The sequence below is a fragment of the Apibacter sp. B3919 genome, assembly GCF_026537405.1.
Taxonomy (GTDB): domain Bacteria; phylum Bacteroidota; class Bacteroidia; order Flavobacteriales; family Weeksellaceae; genus Apibacter.
Genome location: NZ_JAFNMG010000003.1, coordinates 91,045 through 109,440, shown reverse-complemented (window position 1 = coordinate 109,440; position 18,396 = coordinate 91,045). Strand labels below are relative to the sequence as shown.

Sequence of the window (18,396 nt, the reverse complement as noted above, 5' to 3'; positions counted from 1 at the left end):
ATGTATTTTACTGGATAAAAATAAAGCTTGAATAAGTGATACTTTTACCATATTGTGCATTTATATTAGTCGTAATCAGATATGAAAAGATAATATTATAGAAATAAAAACAAACATCGAAAAACTATAAATACAAAAAAGCCCTGTAAAAACAGGGCTTTTTTGTAAGTATATTTTATAAAATTTAAATTTAAAAAGGTTTAATATCAAATACAATTGATTCTAATACTTGAATTACGGCTGCGGTAGTATCCAAAGAAGTAAAACAAGCTACACTGTTTTCAACAGCATTTCGTCGAATTAAAAAGCCGTCTTCTTGAGCTGTACCGTCATTAGAAAGTGTATTAATAACAAATTGAGCTTTCCCTTGTTGCATAATTTTAACAATATTGTTGTCTTCACTTTCAATTTTGTTAATTTCAACAACAGGAATGTTATAGTCGCGGAAATACTTGGCAGTTCCTTCGGTAGCCATAATTGTATAACCTATATCATAGAATCTCTTCGCTAATGGGAGAGCCTCGGCTTTATCTTTGTCTGCTACTGTGAATATGGCATTACCTAAAATAGGTATATTGATTTGACCCGCTCTTAAAGCTTTATAAAGAGCTCTTTCATAAGTAGTATCTTTTCCAATAACCTCACCGGTCGATTTCATTTCAGGGCCTAACGTAATATCTACAGAACGTAATTTAGCAAATGAAAAAACAGGGGCTTTAATATATATATTACGAGGTTCCGAATAACAATCCATAGCATACCCTTGCTCTTTCAAAGATTGGCCTAAAACAGCTTTTGTTGCTATTTTTGCTAAAGGAATACCGGTTACTTTGCTCATGAATGGAATGGTTCGGCTGGAACGCGGATTAACTTCCAGAACGTATATTTTTCCGCTCATTAAAACAAACTGTATATTCATTAATCCAATGATTTTAAATCCTCTGGCTAATGCTTGGGTTTGTCTGATAATTTCTTCTTTTTCTTCTTTTGTTAAAGTTTGGGAAGGATATACAGCAATAGAATCTCCGGAATGAACTCCGGCTTTTTCAATATGTTCCATAATTCCGGGAACAAAAACATTTTCGCCATCGGAAATTGCATCCACTTCAATTTCTTTTCCAATTAAATATTTATCAATTAGAATAGGTTGTTTCTCATGAACATTGATCGCTTCTTTCATATATCTTTCCAATTCAGAATCTTGATAAACAATTTGCATGGCTCTTCCTCCTAAAACATAAGAAGGACGAATAACAACCGGATATCCAATGGAATTAGCTACATGTAAGGCCTCTTTTAACGTAAACACCGTATCGCCTTTAGGACGAGCGATATTTAATTCGTTTAATTGTTCTTCGAATTTTTTACGATCTTCAGCTCGATCTATATCTTCCAGCGTAGTACCCAATATTTTTGCTCCGGCATCTATGGCAGCTTGAGCCAAGTTAATGGCTGTTTGACCACCAAATTGAACTAAAACACCGTCCGGTTTTTCTAAATCTATAATAGAAGTGATGGATTCTCTGGTTAGAGGTTCAAAATAAAGTTTATCAGAAATGCTGAAATCTGTAGAAACGGTTTCCGGATTGCTGTTGATGATAATAGCTTCATATCCTGATTCTTTAAGGGCTAAAACACTGTGTACGGTTGCATAATCAAATTCCACCCCTTGTCCGATTCGTATAGGTCCGGAACCTAATACAATCACTTTTTTCTTATCAGAACGTACCGATTCATTTTCAATACCGTAAGTACTGTAAAAATATGGGGTTGTGGATATAAATTCAGCAGCACACGTATCGACCATTTTATACACCGGAATAATAGAGTTTTCCTTTCTCAAAGAATACACTTGCTTTTCTTCCATGTTCCATAATTGGGCAATTTCCCAATCAGAAAATCCGTATTTTTTGGCTTTTGCTAAAACCTCAATATCTTTTGGTTTTTCTTTAACTTCTTTTTCAATATTGATGATATGTAATATTTTAGCCAGGAAGAATAGGTCTATCTTGGTTATTTCATGTATTTTTTGAATACTTACACCGTTACGTAAAGCTTCGGCAATTAAAAACAGACGTTCATCATCGGCATTTTTAAGTCTCTTTTCCAAAGTCGAAGGATCATAAGGCGTCATATCTTTTTTAGTTAAATGCAAACAACCTATTTCCAAAGATTGTACAGCCTTTAACAAAGATTCTTCAATTGAAGTTCCTATAGCCATAACTTCACCGGTAGCTTTCATCTGGGTTCCTAAATGCCTGTTGGCACTTTGAAATTTATCAAAAGGCCATCGAGGGATTTTGGCAACAACATAATCCAGCGAAGGTTCAAAACAAGCATAAGTAGTATTAGTTACCGGATTTTTCATTTCGTCCAGAGTTAATCCTACCGCAATTTTAGCCGCTAATTTTGCAATCGGATATCCGGTAGCTTTAGAGGCCAATGCAGACGAACGGCTAACTCTTGGGTTTACTTCGATGACTATATAATCTCTACTAGAAGGATCTAAAGCAAATTGAACATTACACCCTCCTTCAATTTTTAAAGCGCGGATTATTTTTAATGCAGAATTTCTAAGTAATTGATATTCTTGATCTGCTAATGTTTGACTAGGAGCGAAAACAATGGAATCTCCGGTATGTATTCCCACCGGATCAAAATTTTCCATATTACAAACTACTATGGCATTGTCATTGGCATCCCTCATTACTTCATACTCAATTTCCTTATATCCGGCAATACTTTTCTCTATAAGACATTGATGAACCGGACTGTATTTTAATCCGGAATCAGTAATTTCCCTTAGTTCGGTTTCATTTTCTGCTATTCCACCTCCGGTGCCTCCCAGAGTAAAAGCAGGTCTAACAATTATCGGATAACCAATTTGATTAGCGAATTCCACCGATGACTCCACGTCATTAACAATTATACTTTCTGCAATAGGTTCATTAATGTTTTCCATTAATTGTTTGAACAAATCTCTGTCTTCGGCCTGCTCAATGGAGGATAATTTGGTTCCGATGATTTCAACATCATATTGGGCTAGAGTACCTGCTTTAGCTAATTCAACGGCAAGATTGAGTCCGGTCTGTCCTCCCAAAGATGGTAACAACGCATCGGGACGCTCTAATGCAATAATTTGTTGAAGAAAATCTAATGTTAACGGTTCCATGTATACCTTATCGGCAATTTCTTTATCGGTCATGATCGTTGCAGGATTCGAGTTAACAAGAACAACTTTGTATCCCTCTTCCTTAAGAGCCAGACAAGCCTGGGTTCCCGCATAATCGAATTCGGCAGCTTGTCCGATAATGATAGGTCCTGAACCTATTACAAGAATTTTATTTATATCTGTGCGTTTTGGCATGTTGTTTTTTAATTTTTAGTTTGAAGTAATGACTTCTGTTTATATGAATTTTTACTAATTCTTTTACATTAATCCTTTTTAACCTAGTAATAATTCGATAGTGCTTAACTATTCGGATATAAAGAATTTTATTATTTATTTTTAAATTCTTCTACCATAGACATAAAGCGGTTAAATAAATATTCGTTATCATGAGGTCCCGGACTGGATTCGGGATGGTATTGGACAGTAAATGCCCTATTCTTTTTATCCTGTAATCCTTCTATAGTTCCGTCATTTAAAGCTCGATGCGTTACTTCTAAAGTTGTGTTTTGTAAAGATTCTTCATCAACTACATATCCGTGATTTTGAGAAGTTATATACACTCTGTTAGTGGCAAGTTCTTTTACCGGATGATTTGCACCTCTGTGTCCGAATAACATTTTAAAAGTTTTAGCTCCATGTGCAAGGGCATATAATTGGTGACCTAAGCAAATTCCGAATATTGGGGCTTTTCCGCTCAATTCTTTTATAGTGTTTATAGATTCGGTTAATTCTTCCGGATTACCGGGACCATTGGAGAGCATAATTCCATCGGGGTTTAATTCTAATATAGAGCTTGAATCTGTATTATAAGGTACTACCACTACATCACAATTTCGTAAGCATAATTCTTTTAAAATGCTTTTTTTCATTCCATAATCTATCAATACAATTCTGTGTCCTTCTGCTGGAGCACTATAGGCTCTTGGTGTAGATACTTCGGGAACGTGATGTCCTAACTTGGTCTCTTTTAGAGATTTAATTACTTCATCAATGTTTTCATTTTCATCACAGAATTTACCTTTCATGCTGCCTTTGGTTCGTATGGTTTTTACCAAGGCGCGGGTATCAATACCGCTTAAACCGGGAATATTTTGTTTTTTCAAAAAAGAATCGATGTTCATTTGGCTTTTCCAGTGAGATTCTGTTTCAGCGTATTCATGAACGATAATTCCACCTACAAAAGAATTAAGGGATTCAAAATCGCTGGAATTAATTCCATAATTCCCTATTAATGGATAGGTGAAAACAATAATTTGCTTGTGGAAGGAAGGATCTGATAAGGTTTCTTGGTAACCGGTCATTCCTGTGGTAAAAACAACTTCACCGATTGTGAATTGGTCGCTACCAAAGCCTTCGCCATTAAATACTAATCCGTTTTCTAATACTAATTTTCTTTTCAAGGGTTGTTAATTTATTATAGTGGTTTGAATATGGTTATGAATTAAAAACATAGTTAAGCACAGCAATTCTGGCAAAAACTCCATTCGTCATCTGCGTAAATATTCTTGATTTTGAAGATTCGATAAGATCCTCATCAATCTCAACATTACGGTTAATAGGTGCCGGATGCATAATGATTGCCGAGGATTTCATTTTATCGGCTCTCTGTTTTGTTAATCCATATAATTCTAAAAAATTTTTTTCGTCATATTGTTTCGCATGTCTTTCGTTTTGATTCCTTAATAACATCACAACGTCAGCATCTTGTATTACTGAATCAAGAGAAGCATAGGTTCCCATAGTCATACTGGAATCTCTCCAAAATTCCGGAGTTGCAAAAGTTATAGAAGATCCCAGTCTTTTTAAAATTTTAGCATCTGAATGAGCTACTCTGCTATGTATCACATCGCCAACAATTACTATATTCAGATCTCTAAAAGTGCCGAATTCCTCATATATGGTTACTAAATCCAATAAAGATTGGGTAGGGTGGTCTCCGCAACCATCACCGGCATTAATGATAGGCACCTCTATTTTTGTAATTAAATCGTCATAAAATCTATCTTGCATATGTCTTATAACAAAACATTCAACCCCTATGGAATTTAAAGTTTTAACTGTATCATAAAGAGTTTCACCTTTTTTAACACTTGAACTTTCTGCATCAAAATATATAATTTCCATTCCTGTTTTTTTCTCAGCCATTTCAAAGCTGAGTTTGGTTCGAGTACTGTTCTCGAAAAAAAGGTTGGATATATAATGATTAGACAGATTTGGAAAAGCTTTTTTCTTTTTAAAGCTTATCGCATCATCCACTAATTCCTCAATCAAACTTAGATCAAGATTTTCTAAAGTGATAAAATGATTCATTATTTATATATTAGTTTAATTGGTGTTATAATAGTGTAATTTTTATTATTGCTTTTTAAAAATAAAAAAAAAACATCTTAAATAATAAGATGTTTTAAATGAATATTTAAAAAAAATATTTCCGGTATCTTCTAAAGATGATTTCTTGCCCTGAATCTGGAATAGTAGAGGGATAAACTTTTTGTTAAAAGTAATTCTTCCTTTTTTGTTTATTGTTTTAGGTAATGATTCAGAGTTATTCAAAAGATTTAATTAGTGTGATTATACAAACTTTTTTATTAAATCGATTTTTTAAAATCCTACAAAGATAAGTTGTTTTTTTTGATTGTGCAATTTAAATTTTTATTTATTTAAAATAAATATGTTTCTAAAGCAGAATAAAAATTTATATACCTCATATTTTAAAATTAGTTTAATAAAATATTAAATAAGCGTTAAAAAGTAAGGTGTTTAAAATTAACCACTTATAATTTTAAATGAGATTTAATGTACATTTAATGTGTATAATGCTTATTTTCTTTGTTAATACTTTGTTACATTTGCAGGTTTAAAAACATACATTATAATTGATTAGATAATATATTGTTAATGTCATTTTTATTCTTTGCAGATAATAAATAATAGATCATTGTTTATTATAGAAGATAATTAAGCCCTAAATAATTTTTTAAAATATATTAACTATGATGAATTGATGTATGGCTAAAATTCTATTTAATTCAATAGAATTATAACTGTATAAAAAACTAAATTATATGAAAAGAAAAGCTAATTATGGATTAATTACTTATTATTCATTTTTATTTTATTTTGTAATACCCGTGCTTTTGTTGGGACAAAGTCCCGGTGGGTTTGATAGCAATGTAGAGTTATGGTTAAAAGCAGACCGGCCTCAAGAAGGGGGAGTCGGCTCATTGATGGATAATCAACCGGTGGATTTATGGAAGGATGTATCCGGTAATGGGAGAGATCATAAGAAAGTTAATGAAAATTTGCCGGTGTATAAAAAAACTGGAGATTTAATGAATTTTCAACCGTCTATGTATTTTGAACCTAGATCTAAAGCTTTTTTAGCGGGGCCTGATTTGAAAATATCTGCAAGTAAAGCGTATTATGTATTTTATGTATCATTATTAGATAGACCGACAGGTATTCAGTACGTTTATTCATTAAATTCTACGAGAAATAATTATTCGGGTTGGTCTACCGGGTTTCCATATTTTACTACAGCGGGCGCAACTTATAGAAGTAAAATCAATAATGGTAAAAATTATGGTATAGTTGGGATAATTCGTCCAAACAGTACAACTTTAACCCAGATGCTTTATTTTAACTCTATTCCCGAAAACACATTTAGGTCGTATTCTATAAGGCTGGGAGATGGACAGAGTGTGGTGGGAGCTGGAAATGTAAAAAATCTGAATCTTTTTGAAGGTGAAATACAAGAAATAATAGTATTATCTGCCCCACAAAATACCTATTTAACAGATATGGATTTACAAAAAATTCATTCTTACTTATCCGTTAAATATGGTATTTCTTTAGAATCAGCTGATGAGATAACATTTCCTAATTATGTTAATTCAAAAGGTGAAAAAATTTGGGACGGAGAAAATTTCATGTCCTATCAAAACCATGTATTTGGTTTAGGAAGAGATGATCAATACGGATTATATCAAAAACAATCAACTAATTATGATTTATCAACTTTAACCGCTTATGTTGGAGATGAATTAACAGAATTAAATGATAACAATAATGGAACTCTAACCAATAACACTTTTTTGATGTTTGGATCTAATGATGAGATTGGTGTAGAACGGTATGAACATTTGCAAGGAGAAAAATATTCTAACAGCATATTGAGTGAAGATATATTTTTTAAATTAAAAAGAACCTTAAAAACAAAGGTGACAGGAACCAAAAGTCTAACTGTCAACATGAAATTAAATGTTGATGCTAAATATGTTATAGTTAGTTCTGTAGAAACGTTTGATCCGTCAAAAACTCGTATTTATCCTGTTAATGACGGAATCGTTAAAGGAGTTGAGATAGAGAATGATGATTACGTTTCTTTTACCAGTGGACGACCTAATCCGGGAGGTGTAAATTTACTAACAGAACTTTGGTTACGAGCTGATGATATACCAAGCACTGAAGAAGATAGTACAGAAATTAGTACTTGGCAAGATATTTCAGTATATAAACGGGACCACTCGGTCATTACTGATGCTAAAGAGTTTAAAGGACCAATTATTCGTAATCAAAAAGGATTAATGAATTATCATTCTCATTTGCAATTTACTAATACCGGTCAGTCAAATTCTACAATTCCGGTATTAACTGCACCAAGTTTTTATAGTTCAGATAAATCTTACTACATATTCTATGTATCTGAAATAAATACTAGCGGATTATCGGTATTATATGCTTTAAACAGTAATTATAGTAATACCAATAATGATAATAACCAAGGATGGTATTTTGGAAATCCCGCATTAACCAATGGGTATAATCCGTCTAATACTGTTCAAACACATTACAATAGTATAAATAAAACGTATGGAGTAGTAGCAGTGGAGCGAACCAATGATAAATATGTTGAACAAAGAATCATATTTAATGGTATTTCCAATTCGTTTAACGGATTTGCAATGGAAAATAAAATTCCGGCGTTAAGTCTTATCGGAGCTCGACAAATCTATAGTAAAACTTTAAATAATTTCAATCCTTTTGTAGGTAATGTTCAGGAAATAATTGTTCTTTCTGGAAATAAAGGAACACCCATAGATTCCAAAGATTTTAATAGAATTAATTCTTATTTAGCGATTAAATATGGAATTACATTACATAGTGAATCTGAACCGGATTATTATGACTCTTATGGGAACAAAGTTTGGGATGGTAAAATAAATGCAGGATTTAATCATGATATTTTTGGTATAGCCAGAGATGATAGTTCTGATTTATATCAAAAGCAATCTGTAAGTTATGATAGAGACCTTATGACCATTTTTGTTGGTAATGAAGTCGCAGATATGAATAAGTTAGGTAACGGAACCTTGAAAAACAAAGATTATTTGATGTTAGGTTCTAATGGATTAGAAGATTATTTATTAGATTATAATTATCTTGAAGGCACTGCTTATGCAAACGGTAAATTGCCATTTAGAATCGATTACAGAAATCAGGTGACTTTAAAAGCACAGACATCAGGATCCGGTTCCTATGTAGTAAATATACAACCAAGTTTGACGGCAAAGATTTTATTAGTTTCACCTGATGGAAAATTTGAGCCCCAAAACACCAGATTTTATGTGGTGGAAAATAAAGTTGCCAAAAATGTTGAAATTAATGATGGAGATTATATAAGTTATGCTTTATACGGATTTGCTCCGGGGGGAGTATTGAATGGATTAAGATTGTGGTTAAAAGCAGATGATAAGAATAGTTTAGTGTTTGATGGGGAAAGCTCTAAATTATTGATTTGGAAAGACCAAACCGTTAATGAAAACGATTATTATTTTTCATTAGTGAATAATAACTTTAAAATGGAGCCGGTGTTTGATTCATGTAATAGTAAAATGAATTTCTTTCCAAGCATATATTTTAGTCAAAATTCCGCACTTGCTATAAAGAAGGGGCCTATGAGTACTAATGCGCCGGAACATACCACTTCTTTCATCATTTATAATAGCTTCGCGTCTCCATCAACAGTTAGAACCTATACCCACGGCTTTGGTGGAGTGGATCCAGTTTCGGTGAAAACCAGACACCCGGCGGTAGGTTTCAATCCTAATTATGGAACAGGAAGAATAGCAACTTCCATAGCTATAACTCAAGGTACAGTAAAAGGATTTGAATTTGGAGCTACAGCCTTGCATATGACCCGGCTTAGTAAAGCTTATAAAGGTATAGATCCGAAATTTCCTTTAATCGAACATGATTTTGGAGGTATTGTTGATACATTATCCAGGCCGGAAACTAACTTTGGTTCGGATTTCTTAATGGCTAGTGGAGGAACTATAGGTGCAGCCAGTTTGAATTCCGGGCTTTTTGATGGATTAATTTCCGAATTGTTTTTTTATGAAAGAAAGTTAAGTAAGAATGAAAAAGTTCGTATACAAACCTATTTAGCAATGAAATATGCTATTACTCTGTATACAACTAAGTCTATAACTGTGGGTGAGGAAATAGTGCAATTACAAAAACAACCGACTGATTACATATTATCAGACATTAAAACTAAAGTTTGGAAAGGATCAACACAGCCTTATTCTAACTATCATAGAAATATTGCCGGGTTAGTACGTGATGATAATTCAAATATATTTGTTAATAAAGCTCGATCTACTGATGTTCATTCAATTGTAACTATTCAAGCCGGTGAAAGTACCGAATGTGGACAAGGGCAAAAGTCTGTATTAAAAAATGATCTAAGTGGATTATTTTGGGGACATAACGGAGATACGGGAACTACAGATTTAAGTGAGCTTTCACAATCTATTTGTGGAGGATTAGATAGAAGAATGAATCGAATATGGTTAGTAAATAAAACCAATTTAGATGAACAATCGGTTATTTTATCAGCTGATGAGTCTGCAGATGAATTCGTTTTTAATCAAAATTATAGAGTTTATTTATTAATTGCTAATTCTGATGATGATATCAAAAATGAAAATTGGGCTTATACTATACCCGGCGAATGGGTAGATAACAAAGTTCAATTTAATTATAAATTTACAGAAGATACTACCTATTTTACCTTTGGGGCTGTTAAGTCAGATGGAGTTTGTACGAATTGCAGCTTCAGCGGATATAAAACCATTGATCTACCCCAAATTTGGAAGGGAGCGGCAAATAATGGTCAGCTAGATAAAACGGTTGATTTAGGAGATGATTTCTCTGCCAATATTAATATTTCAGATCCGGGCAAAGTTCTACGCTATAAGTACCCGAGAAGAAGTGGTAAAACCTTGCAATTTTACCGATATGGAAATTTTGATAAAGATAAAGAACCTATCACTACTACCATTTCATTTACCGGAGGAGCCGCTGCTGCAATGTTTGAAATATTTGATATTGATACCCAGGCGTATAGGTCAGATGAAATTAATGTTTACGGAATTTGCGGAGGAGGAATTGTTAAACCAAAGCTTATGCACGTAGCACCTAAAAAGAAAAGTTCTTATACTATTGATAAGAATATAGCAACAGCAAAAGCTACGGGTGGTTATAGATCTTCAGGATATACTGCTGCCAGAGGAAAAGTTTTAGTAGATTTTTCCGTAGCTGTTGAGAAGATAGTTATTGAATATAAAGTTCATTATAATAGACGTCCTGCGACGGGATCACAAATGATAGGTATTGGTGCTATAAAGCTGTATTGTCCAAAGCCGGTGGAAGTTAATGAGGATGGTCTTGCTTTTACACTTAAAGTTGCTGAATCCACCCTTACCTGTGAAGAAGTGCCTTTTATATTTAAAATCATGAATACTAATTGCGAATCCAAATTAATAGATTTGACGGACCAACTACCGCAAGGTATGCAATGGGTGAAAGAATCTTTAAATGTTGAAGACGGAGATTTTACTACTGAAACTAAAGAATATGGAGACAGTGATTTGCTTTCTATAAAAGGAATAAAAGTTCCCGGTGGAACTACAACTATTATTATGGCAAGAGCAAAATTTACAGAAGATAAAACAGCATCCTATCTTACAAGGGCTTCTATACAATATTTAAATCGTAATGATGAAAATGTAACCTATGAAAGTTGTGATGTTATAGATGGTTGTGGTAATACCACTGTAAATGCTGTTGCAGCAGGTTTACCAAGTCCGGTTATAATAAGCGATCTTAGAGTGGATAAAACTTGTATTGCAGAAGACGATACCATTTTAGTTACAATGGATATAAACAATCCTAATTCTTTATTGGATAATGTAACCTTAAATGCATCATTTAGTGAAGGATTTAAATATGTAAAAGGAAGTTTAAAAACTTCTTTTAAAATGACGGACGGTACAATTAACACAGAAGATATTGAAGATAATGAGTTCGAAATAGAAGACTTTAGCTTACCGAATGGAAATCATACGTTAAGCTTTAAAATTAAAGCGCCTGAAATTCTGCCTAATAATTTTACGGAAATGGAAATAAATATAGATATGACGACATCTTCCGAAATTGATTGTGCCTCCATTGATATAGACGGTAACAACTTTGTTTTGGTTTCATTCTGTACACCTGTTCCATTTTGTACATTAGATCCTAACCTGGAACCTTCAACTGAAGTTTCTAAAATAGGAATTACTACTCTTGAAAAAGAGTTGAAAGGGTGGCCTTTTAATATCTACAATGGATTTATAGTTTTGGAATCAAAAAATAAAGGTTTTGTAATTACAAGAACAAGTTCTGATTTAATTCCTCAGGAAAAACTAGTTGAAGGAATGGTTATATATGATACTACGGATAAATGTATTAAATTGTATAACGGTGAGGAATGGCATTGTATAGAAAGAACTTGTCCTCAATAATTTTTTGACGAGAAAAATTGAAAATAACTCACAAAAATGAAAAATGATATGAAAAATAAAATATTAATCTTATTTATATTGCTCCTGACAGTAACTTCAAACGCGCAAGTTGCTATTGGTAAAAAGAAGGTAGATAAAGGTGGAATTTTAGATTTTAGTCAAGGGACTACTAAAGGTATACTATTGCCTATCGTTGAAACGTTACCGGAGAAAGCGGTTGACGGAACTTTTATAATGGATAAAGAAGATGCAGTAGTTAAAGTGAAAATAAATAATAGTTGGATGGATTTAACCGGAACGGGTAGTGTTTCCAATGTGGAGTTTAATGATTCTGTTGAAAAAGGAAATGGGGTTGTCATCGGAGATTATACGAGTTCAACACCGGAGGGAGTATTAGTCTTAGAGGCGGCCGATAAAGCTTTAATTTTACCTAAAATTTCCGATCCTCATTTAAATGTAAAAAGTCCACATCCGGGAATGATTTGTTATGATACAGCAAGTCAATGTATAGCGATTTTTGATGGTTTACAATGGAATTATTGGAAGTAAAAGAAAATTTTAGTGGATAAATGCTAAATAAATTTTTTACTAATCCATAGAATGGATAAATTTAATTGATAAAAAAGGGTAAATTAATTTACCCTTTTTTATTTAATGAATTTTATAACTATAGTAATAGAGAATATTAATTAGTAAAGAAAAAAGTCTTAAAAAGATATTTTTAAAAATAAGCTTAATAATTAAATAAGTAATTCAAGCAATGCTTAAATTAAAATTTAAAAATTCCATAAAAATTTTTCAAACAAGTTGTGAATTATAATAATTTTATATATTTGATTATTTACAATAATTGAGAAAAAATAATAATTAATAGTTGATTATACTATTGATAATTTTTTTTCGTTATTTTAAATAGTATAAAAAAAATTAATGCGTTTCATTTAATAAATAATAAATAAACTAAAGAAAATACGATAAATAATTAATGAAAAAGTTAGTAGCGCCATTTATAAAGATTTCAAGTTTTTACATAATAGTTGGTTTAATCTTAAGAATTGTTCTTCTCTTTTCACCTGTTACTGATTCAAATTTTTCATTTATTGACTATTTAAAAATATTTTCTGTTGGTTTACTTAATGATTTTTGTGTATCAATTTTAATTTTTGTTTTTTTTTGGATACATCTAATCTTCATTACCGATTCAAAATTTAAATCACCTTTAAAATACATTATATTATGTCTTTTTTTGATTTTAATTGGTTATTTGTTTCTTTTTAAAACGGTTTTTGATGATTATGGAAGTGCTGTTCCTAAAATAATAAAAACATTTGTACTAATAAAAGCTTCATCATATATAATATTGCTATTGATCCCTAAAATAAGGCAAACATGGCGTTATTGCATATACTTTTTTATTTTCTTTTTATACATTTTTTTAATTAATTTCAATGTAATCAGTGAATTTTTATTTTGGAATGAATTCGGGGTAAGATATAATTTTATAGCTGTTGACTATTTAATATATACCAATGAGGTAATCGGGAATATTCTAGAATCCTATCCTATTATTCCCATGTTTTCTGCATTAATAGTAATCTCAGTATTGATTACCATATTTTATCTCAAAAAATCCAAAAATTACTTTGAAGATTTACCTAATTTTAAAACAAAATTAATAAACAGTATAGTTTATATAATACTATTTATCGGTGCGATTTTTCTTTTAAAAGTAAATGAAAAGTATGAAAATTCAGATAATGCCTTTGTAAATGAATTACAAGCAAATGGATTAGTTCGATTTTGTAATGCATATAGCGACAGTTCCTTAAATTATGATAAATTTTATGCAAAATTGCCCTTACAAAAAACATTTTCATTAATTAATAAAATTTATGATAATGAATGGTCTGCAAATAATAATACCAAAATTATAAAGGATACTCTTCCGGAACTTCATAAAAACGTTATTCTTGTAACCATAGAAAGTATGAGTGCAAGTTTTCTAAAGGAATTTGGAAATACTCAAAATTTGACACCTAACTTAGATAAGTTGGCAAAAGAAGGACTTTTTTTTACTGATATGTATGCTACCGGTAATAGGACCGTTAGAGGTTTAGAATCTGTTACCCTATGTATCCCGCCATCACCCGGTGAAAGTTTAATAAAAAGAAATAACAATGATCATATGTTTTCTACGGGGTATTTATTCAAACGCAGAGGATATACGGTTCAATATTTTTATGGTGGATATGGATATTTTGATAATATGAATACTTTTTTTGAAGGAAATGGGTATAATATTATAGATAGAAGTTCTTTTAAAAAAGATGAAATAACTTTTGCTAATATATGGGGAGTTTGTGACGAAGATATGTTTATGAAAGCTATCCATGTGTTTGATGAAAATAGTAAACATAAGTCTCCCTTTTTCGGACACATTATGACAGTAAGTAATCACAGACCATTTACCTATCCCTCAGGGAAAATAGATATATCTAATACCAGTAAATCCAGAGAAGGAGGAGTAAAATATACGGATTATGCTATTGGTAGATTTATCGAAGAAGCAAAAAAACGTCCTTGGTTCCCTAATACAGTATTCGTGTTTGTAGCAGATCACTGTGCCTCAAGTGCCGGTAAAGAAGATATTCCTTTGGATAAATACAAAATACCTGCAATTATATATTCTCCGGGATTTATTAAACCGGAAAAGTTTTCTAAACTGGTTTCCCAAATTGATCTTATGCCTACACTTTTTGGTAAATTACATTTTTCCTATTCATCACGTTTTTATGGGCAAGATGTATTTGAATCTATTTATCAACCACGGGCATTAATCGCAACCTATCAGAAATTAGGATATTTAAAAGATAATAAATTAATTGTTTTATCACCTAACCAAAAAATTGAACAATATAATGTGATAGAAGGAACTCAAATGAAAAAATCAAAATCCATTGATACTTCTATAGCTGATGAAGCAATAGCTAATTATCAGACATGTTTCTATTTTTTGGAAAACAATAAATTGCGGGTTGAAAATAAATAAACAAATTTATTCTCTTTCAAGAACGGATTCATATCTCATTTTACGAAATACATTTATAAGCGTTATCACATCATTTTCACAATATGTTTTTATACGTTCTAGATTTTTATCTTTATAATATACATCAGATACCTCACTGCCATTCATGTCATCTTTAGGAGAAGGCAATCCAAAAACATGAGATAATAAATCCAGTGATGTATAGTGTTTATAATCTCCGAATTTCCACAAATCCATAGTATCGAGATGTTGAATTTCCCATGGTTTTTTACCGTGAAATCTTAAAATTTTAGGCAGCTCTATTTGATGAATCATCATTCGCCGGGCGAGATAAGGAAAATCAAATTCTTTACCGTTATGAGCACATAAAATCAAATTGGATTTAAAATAATTTGATTTTAATAATTCATTAAATTCGATTAATATTTTTTCTTCGTGATCACCATAAAAACTTTTAATACGAATTTTTTTATCCTCGATAATTAATCCACAAGATAAACATATAATTTTACCAAATTCAGAAAGTATTCCTGCTCTTTCATAATAATATTCTTCCGGGGAAACATTTTCTTTCCTTTGAAATTGAGTTTTTTTCTCCCATAAAACTTTAGTTCTTTCAGATAATTCGTTCCAATTTTCATGTTGAGGAACAGTTTCCAAATCAAGAAATAAAATTTGTTTTAAAGGTATTGAAGATAACATACTAAATATTTAATATCTCAAAGGTAATCAAAACTTATAATTCAGATAATATTGATTAAATTTAAGAAATAGTAAAATATTATGAAAAATATATTTGTTACAGATATTGACGGAACATTATCTGCCCCATGCAAACCTAGCTTAGATGCTTACGGGATTAAAGCTTTACAAAAAGCTTTAAAATTAGGAGAAGTTATATTAGCATCCGGCCGCCCTTTTCAAGGAATTATAAGTATGTATTCACCGGAAGACCTAATCATTGATTATATAATTGCATTAAACGGAGCACATATTTTATATAAAAACAAGACATTCAAAACCTACCCCATATCTCATGATATCATAAAATATTTTTTGAGTGTCAAACAGCAATATTTAAACTTATGGTTTTACACAGAAGAAGCTTGGTATGCTTCATCTTTAGAAACGGAAGCTTACTGCAAAGAAGTAAAAGGAGTTAATCATCATGCATTGCCTTTAAAAGATTATAATTTTCAAGAGGTATTAAAAATAGTAATTGTTGAAGAAAAAAATTTAAAAGAAGTAACCGAAGATTTAAAAAACAATCTTAAAGGGGTTCACATAACTGCTTCATCAAATTCTTACATAGAAATATTTTCTTCAAATATAAATAAGTATTTAGCAGTAGAAGAGGTAGTAAAAAATACGGAAAGTAGAATTTTTTCATTTGGCGATTCCTATAATGATTTGGAAATGATTACAAATTCTTTTTTTGGATGCGCAGTAAACAATGCGGTAAAATCTTTACAAGAAAAAGCAAATTATATTTCTTCATATAAGTATGGAAAAGGAGTTTATGATTCGCTAAATTACATTGAAAGAAAATTTTTTAAATGATACTTTATTGTAATTGCTAACTATAATTTAATAAAATATGATAGAAAAACATAAAAATTATTAATAATTTAAAGTACTATTTAAATGCATTTTAATGTGTTGATTTTAAGGTTAATAAAATTGCAATAAATTCTTTGAAGAATGAGCATTTCAATCAAAAAGTATTAAAAAATATTATTATAGTAAAAAAATTTTTATATTTGCCGACTGAACTATAATAAAAAAATAAAAGGTTATGTCTGACATTACATCAAGAGTAAAAGCTATCATCGTAGATAAACTAGGAGTAGATGAAAGCGAAGTTACACCAGAAGCAAGTTTTACAAATGACTTGGGGGCAGATTCATTAGACACAGTAGAATTAATCATGGAGTTTGAAAAGGAATTTGATATTCAAATACCTGATGATCAAGCAGAAAAGATTTCAACAGTTGGTCAAGCCATTTCTTATATTGAAGAAGTAAACAAACAATAATTTACACAAAGACACATTCAAGTATGGCTTTAAAACGAGTAGTAGTAACTGGACTGGGTGCAATAACTCCAATCGGGAATAATTTTAAAGAATACTGTAAAGCTTTATTAAGCGGAGTTAGTGGGGCTAGTCCAATTACTCTATTTGACGCAACAAATTTTAAAACAAAATTCGCTTGCGAAGTAAAAAATTATAATCCAGAGGATTATTTTGAAAAAAAAGATATTCGCAAATATGATCGATGTGCTCAATTTGGATTAATTTCTACCAAAGAAGCAGTAATCGACAGTAAAATATTAGAATATTCTGATTTAAATAAAGATAGAGTAGGAGTTGTATGGGGATCCGGAATAGGTGGTTTAAACACTTTTGAGCAAGAAATTACCGCTTATGCTTTAGGAAATGGAATCCCTAGATTTAATCCATTCTTCATTCCAAAAATGATTGCAGATATGACCGCAGGTCTTATTTCAATCGAATATGGATTTAGAGGGCCAAATTATGCAACTGTTTCAGCTTGTGCTTCTTCTTCCAATTCTATAATTGATGCTTTAATGCTATTAAGATTAGGTAAAGCAGATGTAATTATAACAGGAGGTTCTGAAGCAGGGATAGTAGCGAGTGGTGTTGGTGGTTTTAACGCTTTACATGCTATGTCTACTCGTAATGATGATCCTAAAACTGCCTCTAGACCTTTTGATAAGGATAGAGATGGATTTGTTCTTGGAGAAGGAGCAGGAACGCTTATTCTAGAAGAATATGAACATGCAGTAAAAAGAGGAGCTACTATTTATGCCGAAGTAGTTGGGGGAGGATTAAGTTCCGACGCCTATCATATGACAGCACCGCATCCTGAAGGATTAGGAGCGTATAATGTTATGAAAAATGCTATTGAGGATGCCGGAATAGAATTAACAGATATCAACCATATTAATGTCCATGGGACTTCAACACCATTGGGAGATTTAGCTGAATCAAAAGCTATCCTAAAATTATTTGGTGAACATGCATATAACATCCAGATCAATTCAACTAAATCAATGACCGGTCATTTATTGGGTGCTGCAGGTGCTATTGAAGCCTTGGCTTGTATTGTGGCTATCAGAGAAAATAAAGTTCCGCCTACAATCAATCACTTTACTGACGATGAAGAGTTTGATAAAAGATTAGATTTTACTTTTAATGTAGCAAAAGAAAAACAAGTAAATTATGCAATGAGTAATACTTTTGGTTTTGGAGGTCATAATGCATGTGTTATTTTAAAGAAATTTTAAAATAAGAGATTACTAAC

Annotated in this window: 10 protein-coding genes; 6 read left to right on the top strand and 4 right to left on the bottom strand. The window is 31.4% G+C overall.

What is annotated here, in order from left to right; translation table 11 throughout:
• Positions 1-190: 190 nt before the first annotated feature.
• The 3 genes from carB to J3U20_RS06515 all read right to left on the bottom strand — a co-directional run bounded on the left by carB (position 191) and on the right by J3U20_RS06515 (position 5,482).
• Entirely contained in the window at positions 191-3,367 is a 3,177-nt protein-coding gene (gene carB / locus J3U20_RS06525) for a carbamoyl-phosphate synthase large subunit (RefSeq protein ID WP_160542474.1), read from the bottom strand.
• 131 nt (positions 3,368-3,498) lie between these two features.
• Positions 3,499-4,572: a carbamoyl phosphate synthase small subunit gene (locus tag J3U20_RS06520; protein WP_160542473.1), complete on the bottom strand. Its 1,074-nt coding sequence runs from the start codon at positions 4,570-4,572 to the stop codon at positions 3,499-3,501.
• A gap of 34 nt (positions 4,573-4,606) precedes the next feature.
• Positions 4,607-5,482: an aspartate carbamoyltransferase catalytic subunit gene (locus J3U20_RS06515; RefSeq protein WP_160542472.1), complete on the bottom strand. Its 876-nt coding sequence runs from the start codon at positions 5,480-5,482 to the stop codon at positions 4,607-4,609.
• A 755-nt stretch (positions 5,483-6,237) separates the two neighbouring features.
• Between J3U20_RS06515 and J3U20_RS06510 the strand changes: the two genes are divergently transcribed.
• From J3U20_RS06510 to J3U20_RS06500, 3 genes are all read left to right on the top strand, one after another.
• Complete coding sequence (locus J3U20_RS06510; RefSeq protein WP_160542471.1) at positions 6,238-12,021, top strand: hypothetical protein; 5,784 nt, start codon at positions 6,238-6,240, stop codon at positions 12,019-12,021.
• Between the two features lie 48 nt (positions 12,022-12,069).
• A complete protein-coding gene (locus tag J3U20_RS06505) occupies positions 12,070-12,570 on the top strand; it encodes a hypothetical protein (protein ID WP_160542470.1) in 501 nt (166 codons plus the stop codon).
• 715 nt (positions 12,571-13,285) lie between these two features.
• The gene (locus J3U20_RS06500; RefSeq protein ID WP_255448179.1) at positions 13,286-15,070 is read left to right on the top strand and encodes an LTA synthase family protein; all 1,785 of its coding nucleotides are present in this window, start codon (positions 13,286-13,288) and stop codon (positions 15,068-15,070) included.
• Positions 15,071-15,076: 6 nt separating this feature from the next.
• On the opposite strand, the gene J3U20_RS06495 is transcribed toward J3U20_RS06500, so the two are convergent.
• Entirely contained in the window at positions 15,077-15,772 is a 696-nt protein-coding gene (locus J3U20_RS06495; RefSeq protein ID WP_160542468.1) for a 3'-5' exonuclease, read from the bottom strand.
• Between the two features lie 81 nt (positions 15,773-15,853).
• On the opposite strand from J3U20_RS06495, the gene J3U20_RS06490 reads away from it, so the two are divergent.
• The 3 genes from J3U20_RS06490 to fabF all read left to right on the top strand — a co-directional run bounded on the left by J3U20_RS06490 (position 15,854) and on the right by fabF (position 18,379).
• Positions 15,854-16,630, top strand: a complete 777-nt coding sequence (locus J3U20_RS06490) for an HAD-IIB family hydrolase (RefSeq protein ID WP_160542467.1) — start codon at positions 15,854-15,856, stop codon at positions 16,628-16,630.
• Between the two features lie 235 nt (positions 16,631-16,865).
• Positions 16,866-17,105 (top strand): acyl carrier protein, encoded by a 240-nt coding sequence (locus tag J3U20_RS06485; protein WP_055424989.1) that lies wholly within the window; start codon positions 16,866-16,868, stop codon positions 17,103-17,105.
• Positions 17,106-17,128: 23 nt separating this feature from the next.
• A complete protein-coding gene (fabF, locus tag J3U20_RS06480) occupies positions 17,129-18,379 on the top strand; it encodes a beta-ketoacyl-ACP synthase II (protein WP_160542466.1) in 1,251 nt (416 codons plus the stop codon).
• Positions 18,380-18,396: the final 17 nt, after the last annotated feature.

Coding starts and splice junctions, on each gene's coding strand:
- J3U20_RS06515 (WP_160542472.1), bottom strand. CDS start 5,482: ATGAATCATTTTATCACTTTAGAAAATCTTGATCTAAGTTTGATTGAG.
- fabF (WP_160542466.1), top strand. CDS start 17,129: ATGGCTTTAAAACGAGTAGTAGTAACTGGACTGGGTGCAATAACTCCA.
- J3U20_RS06485 (WP_055424989.1), top strand. CDS start 16,866: ATGTCTGACATTACATCAAGAGTAAAAGCTATCATCGTAGATAAACTA.
- J3U20_RS06490 (WP_160542467.1), top strand. CDS start 15,854: ATGAAAAATATATTTGTTACAGATATTGACGGAACATTATCTGCCCCA.
- J3U20_RS06505 (WP_160542470.1), top strand. CDS start 12,070: ATGAAAAATAAAATATTAATCTTATTTATATTGCTCCTGACAGTAACT.
- J3U20_RS06495 (WP_160542468.1), bottom strand. CDS start 15,772: ATGTTATCTTCAATACCTTTAAAACAAATTTTATTTCTTGATTTGGAA.
- carB (WP_160542474.1), bottom strand. CDS start 3,367: ATGCCAAAACGCACAGATATAAATAAAATTCTTGTAATAGGTTCAGGA.
- J3U20_RS06510 (WP_160542471.1), top strand. CDS start 6,238: ATGAAAAGAAAAGCTAATTATGGATTAATTACTTATTATTCATTTTTA.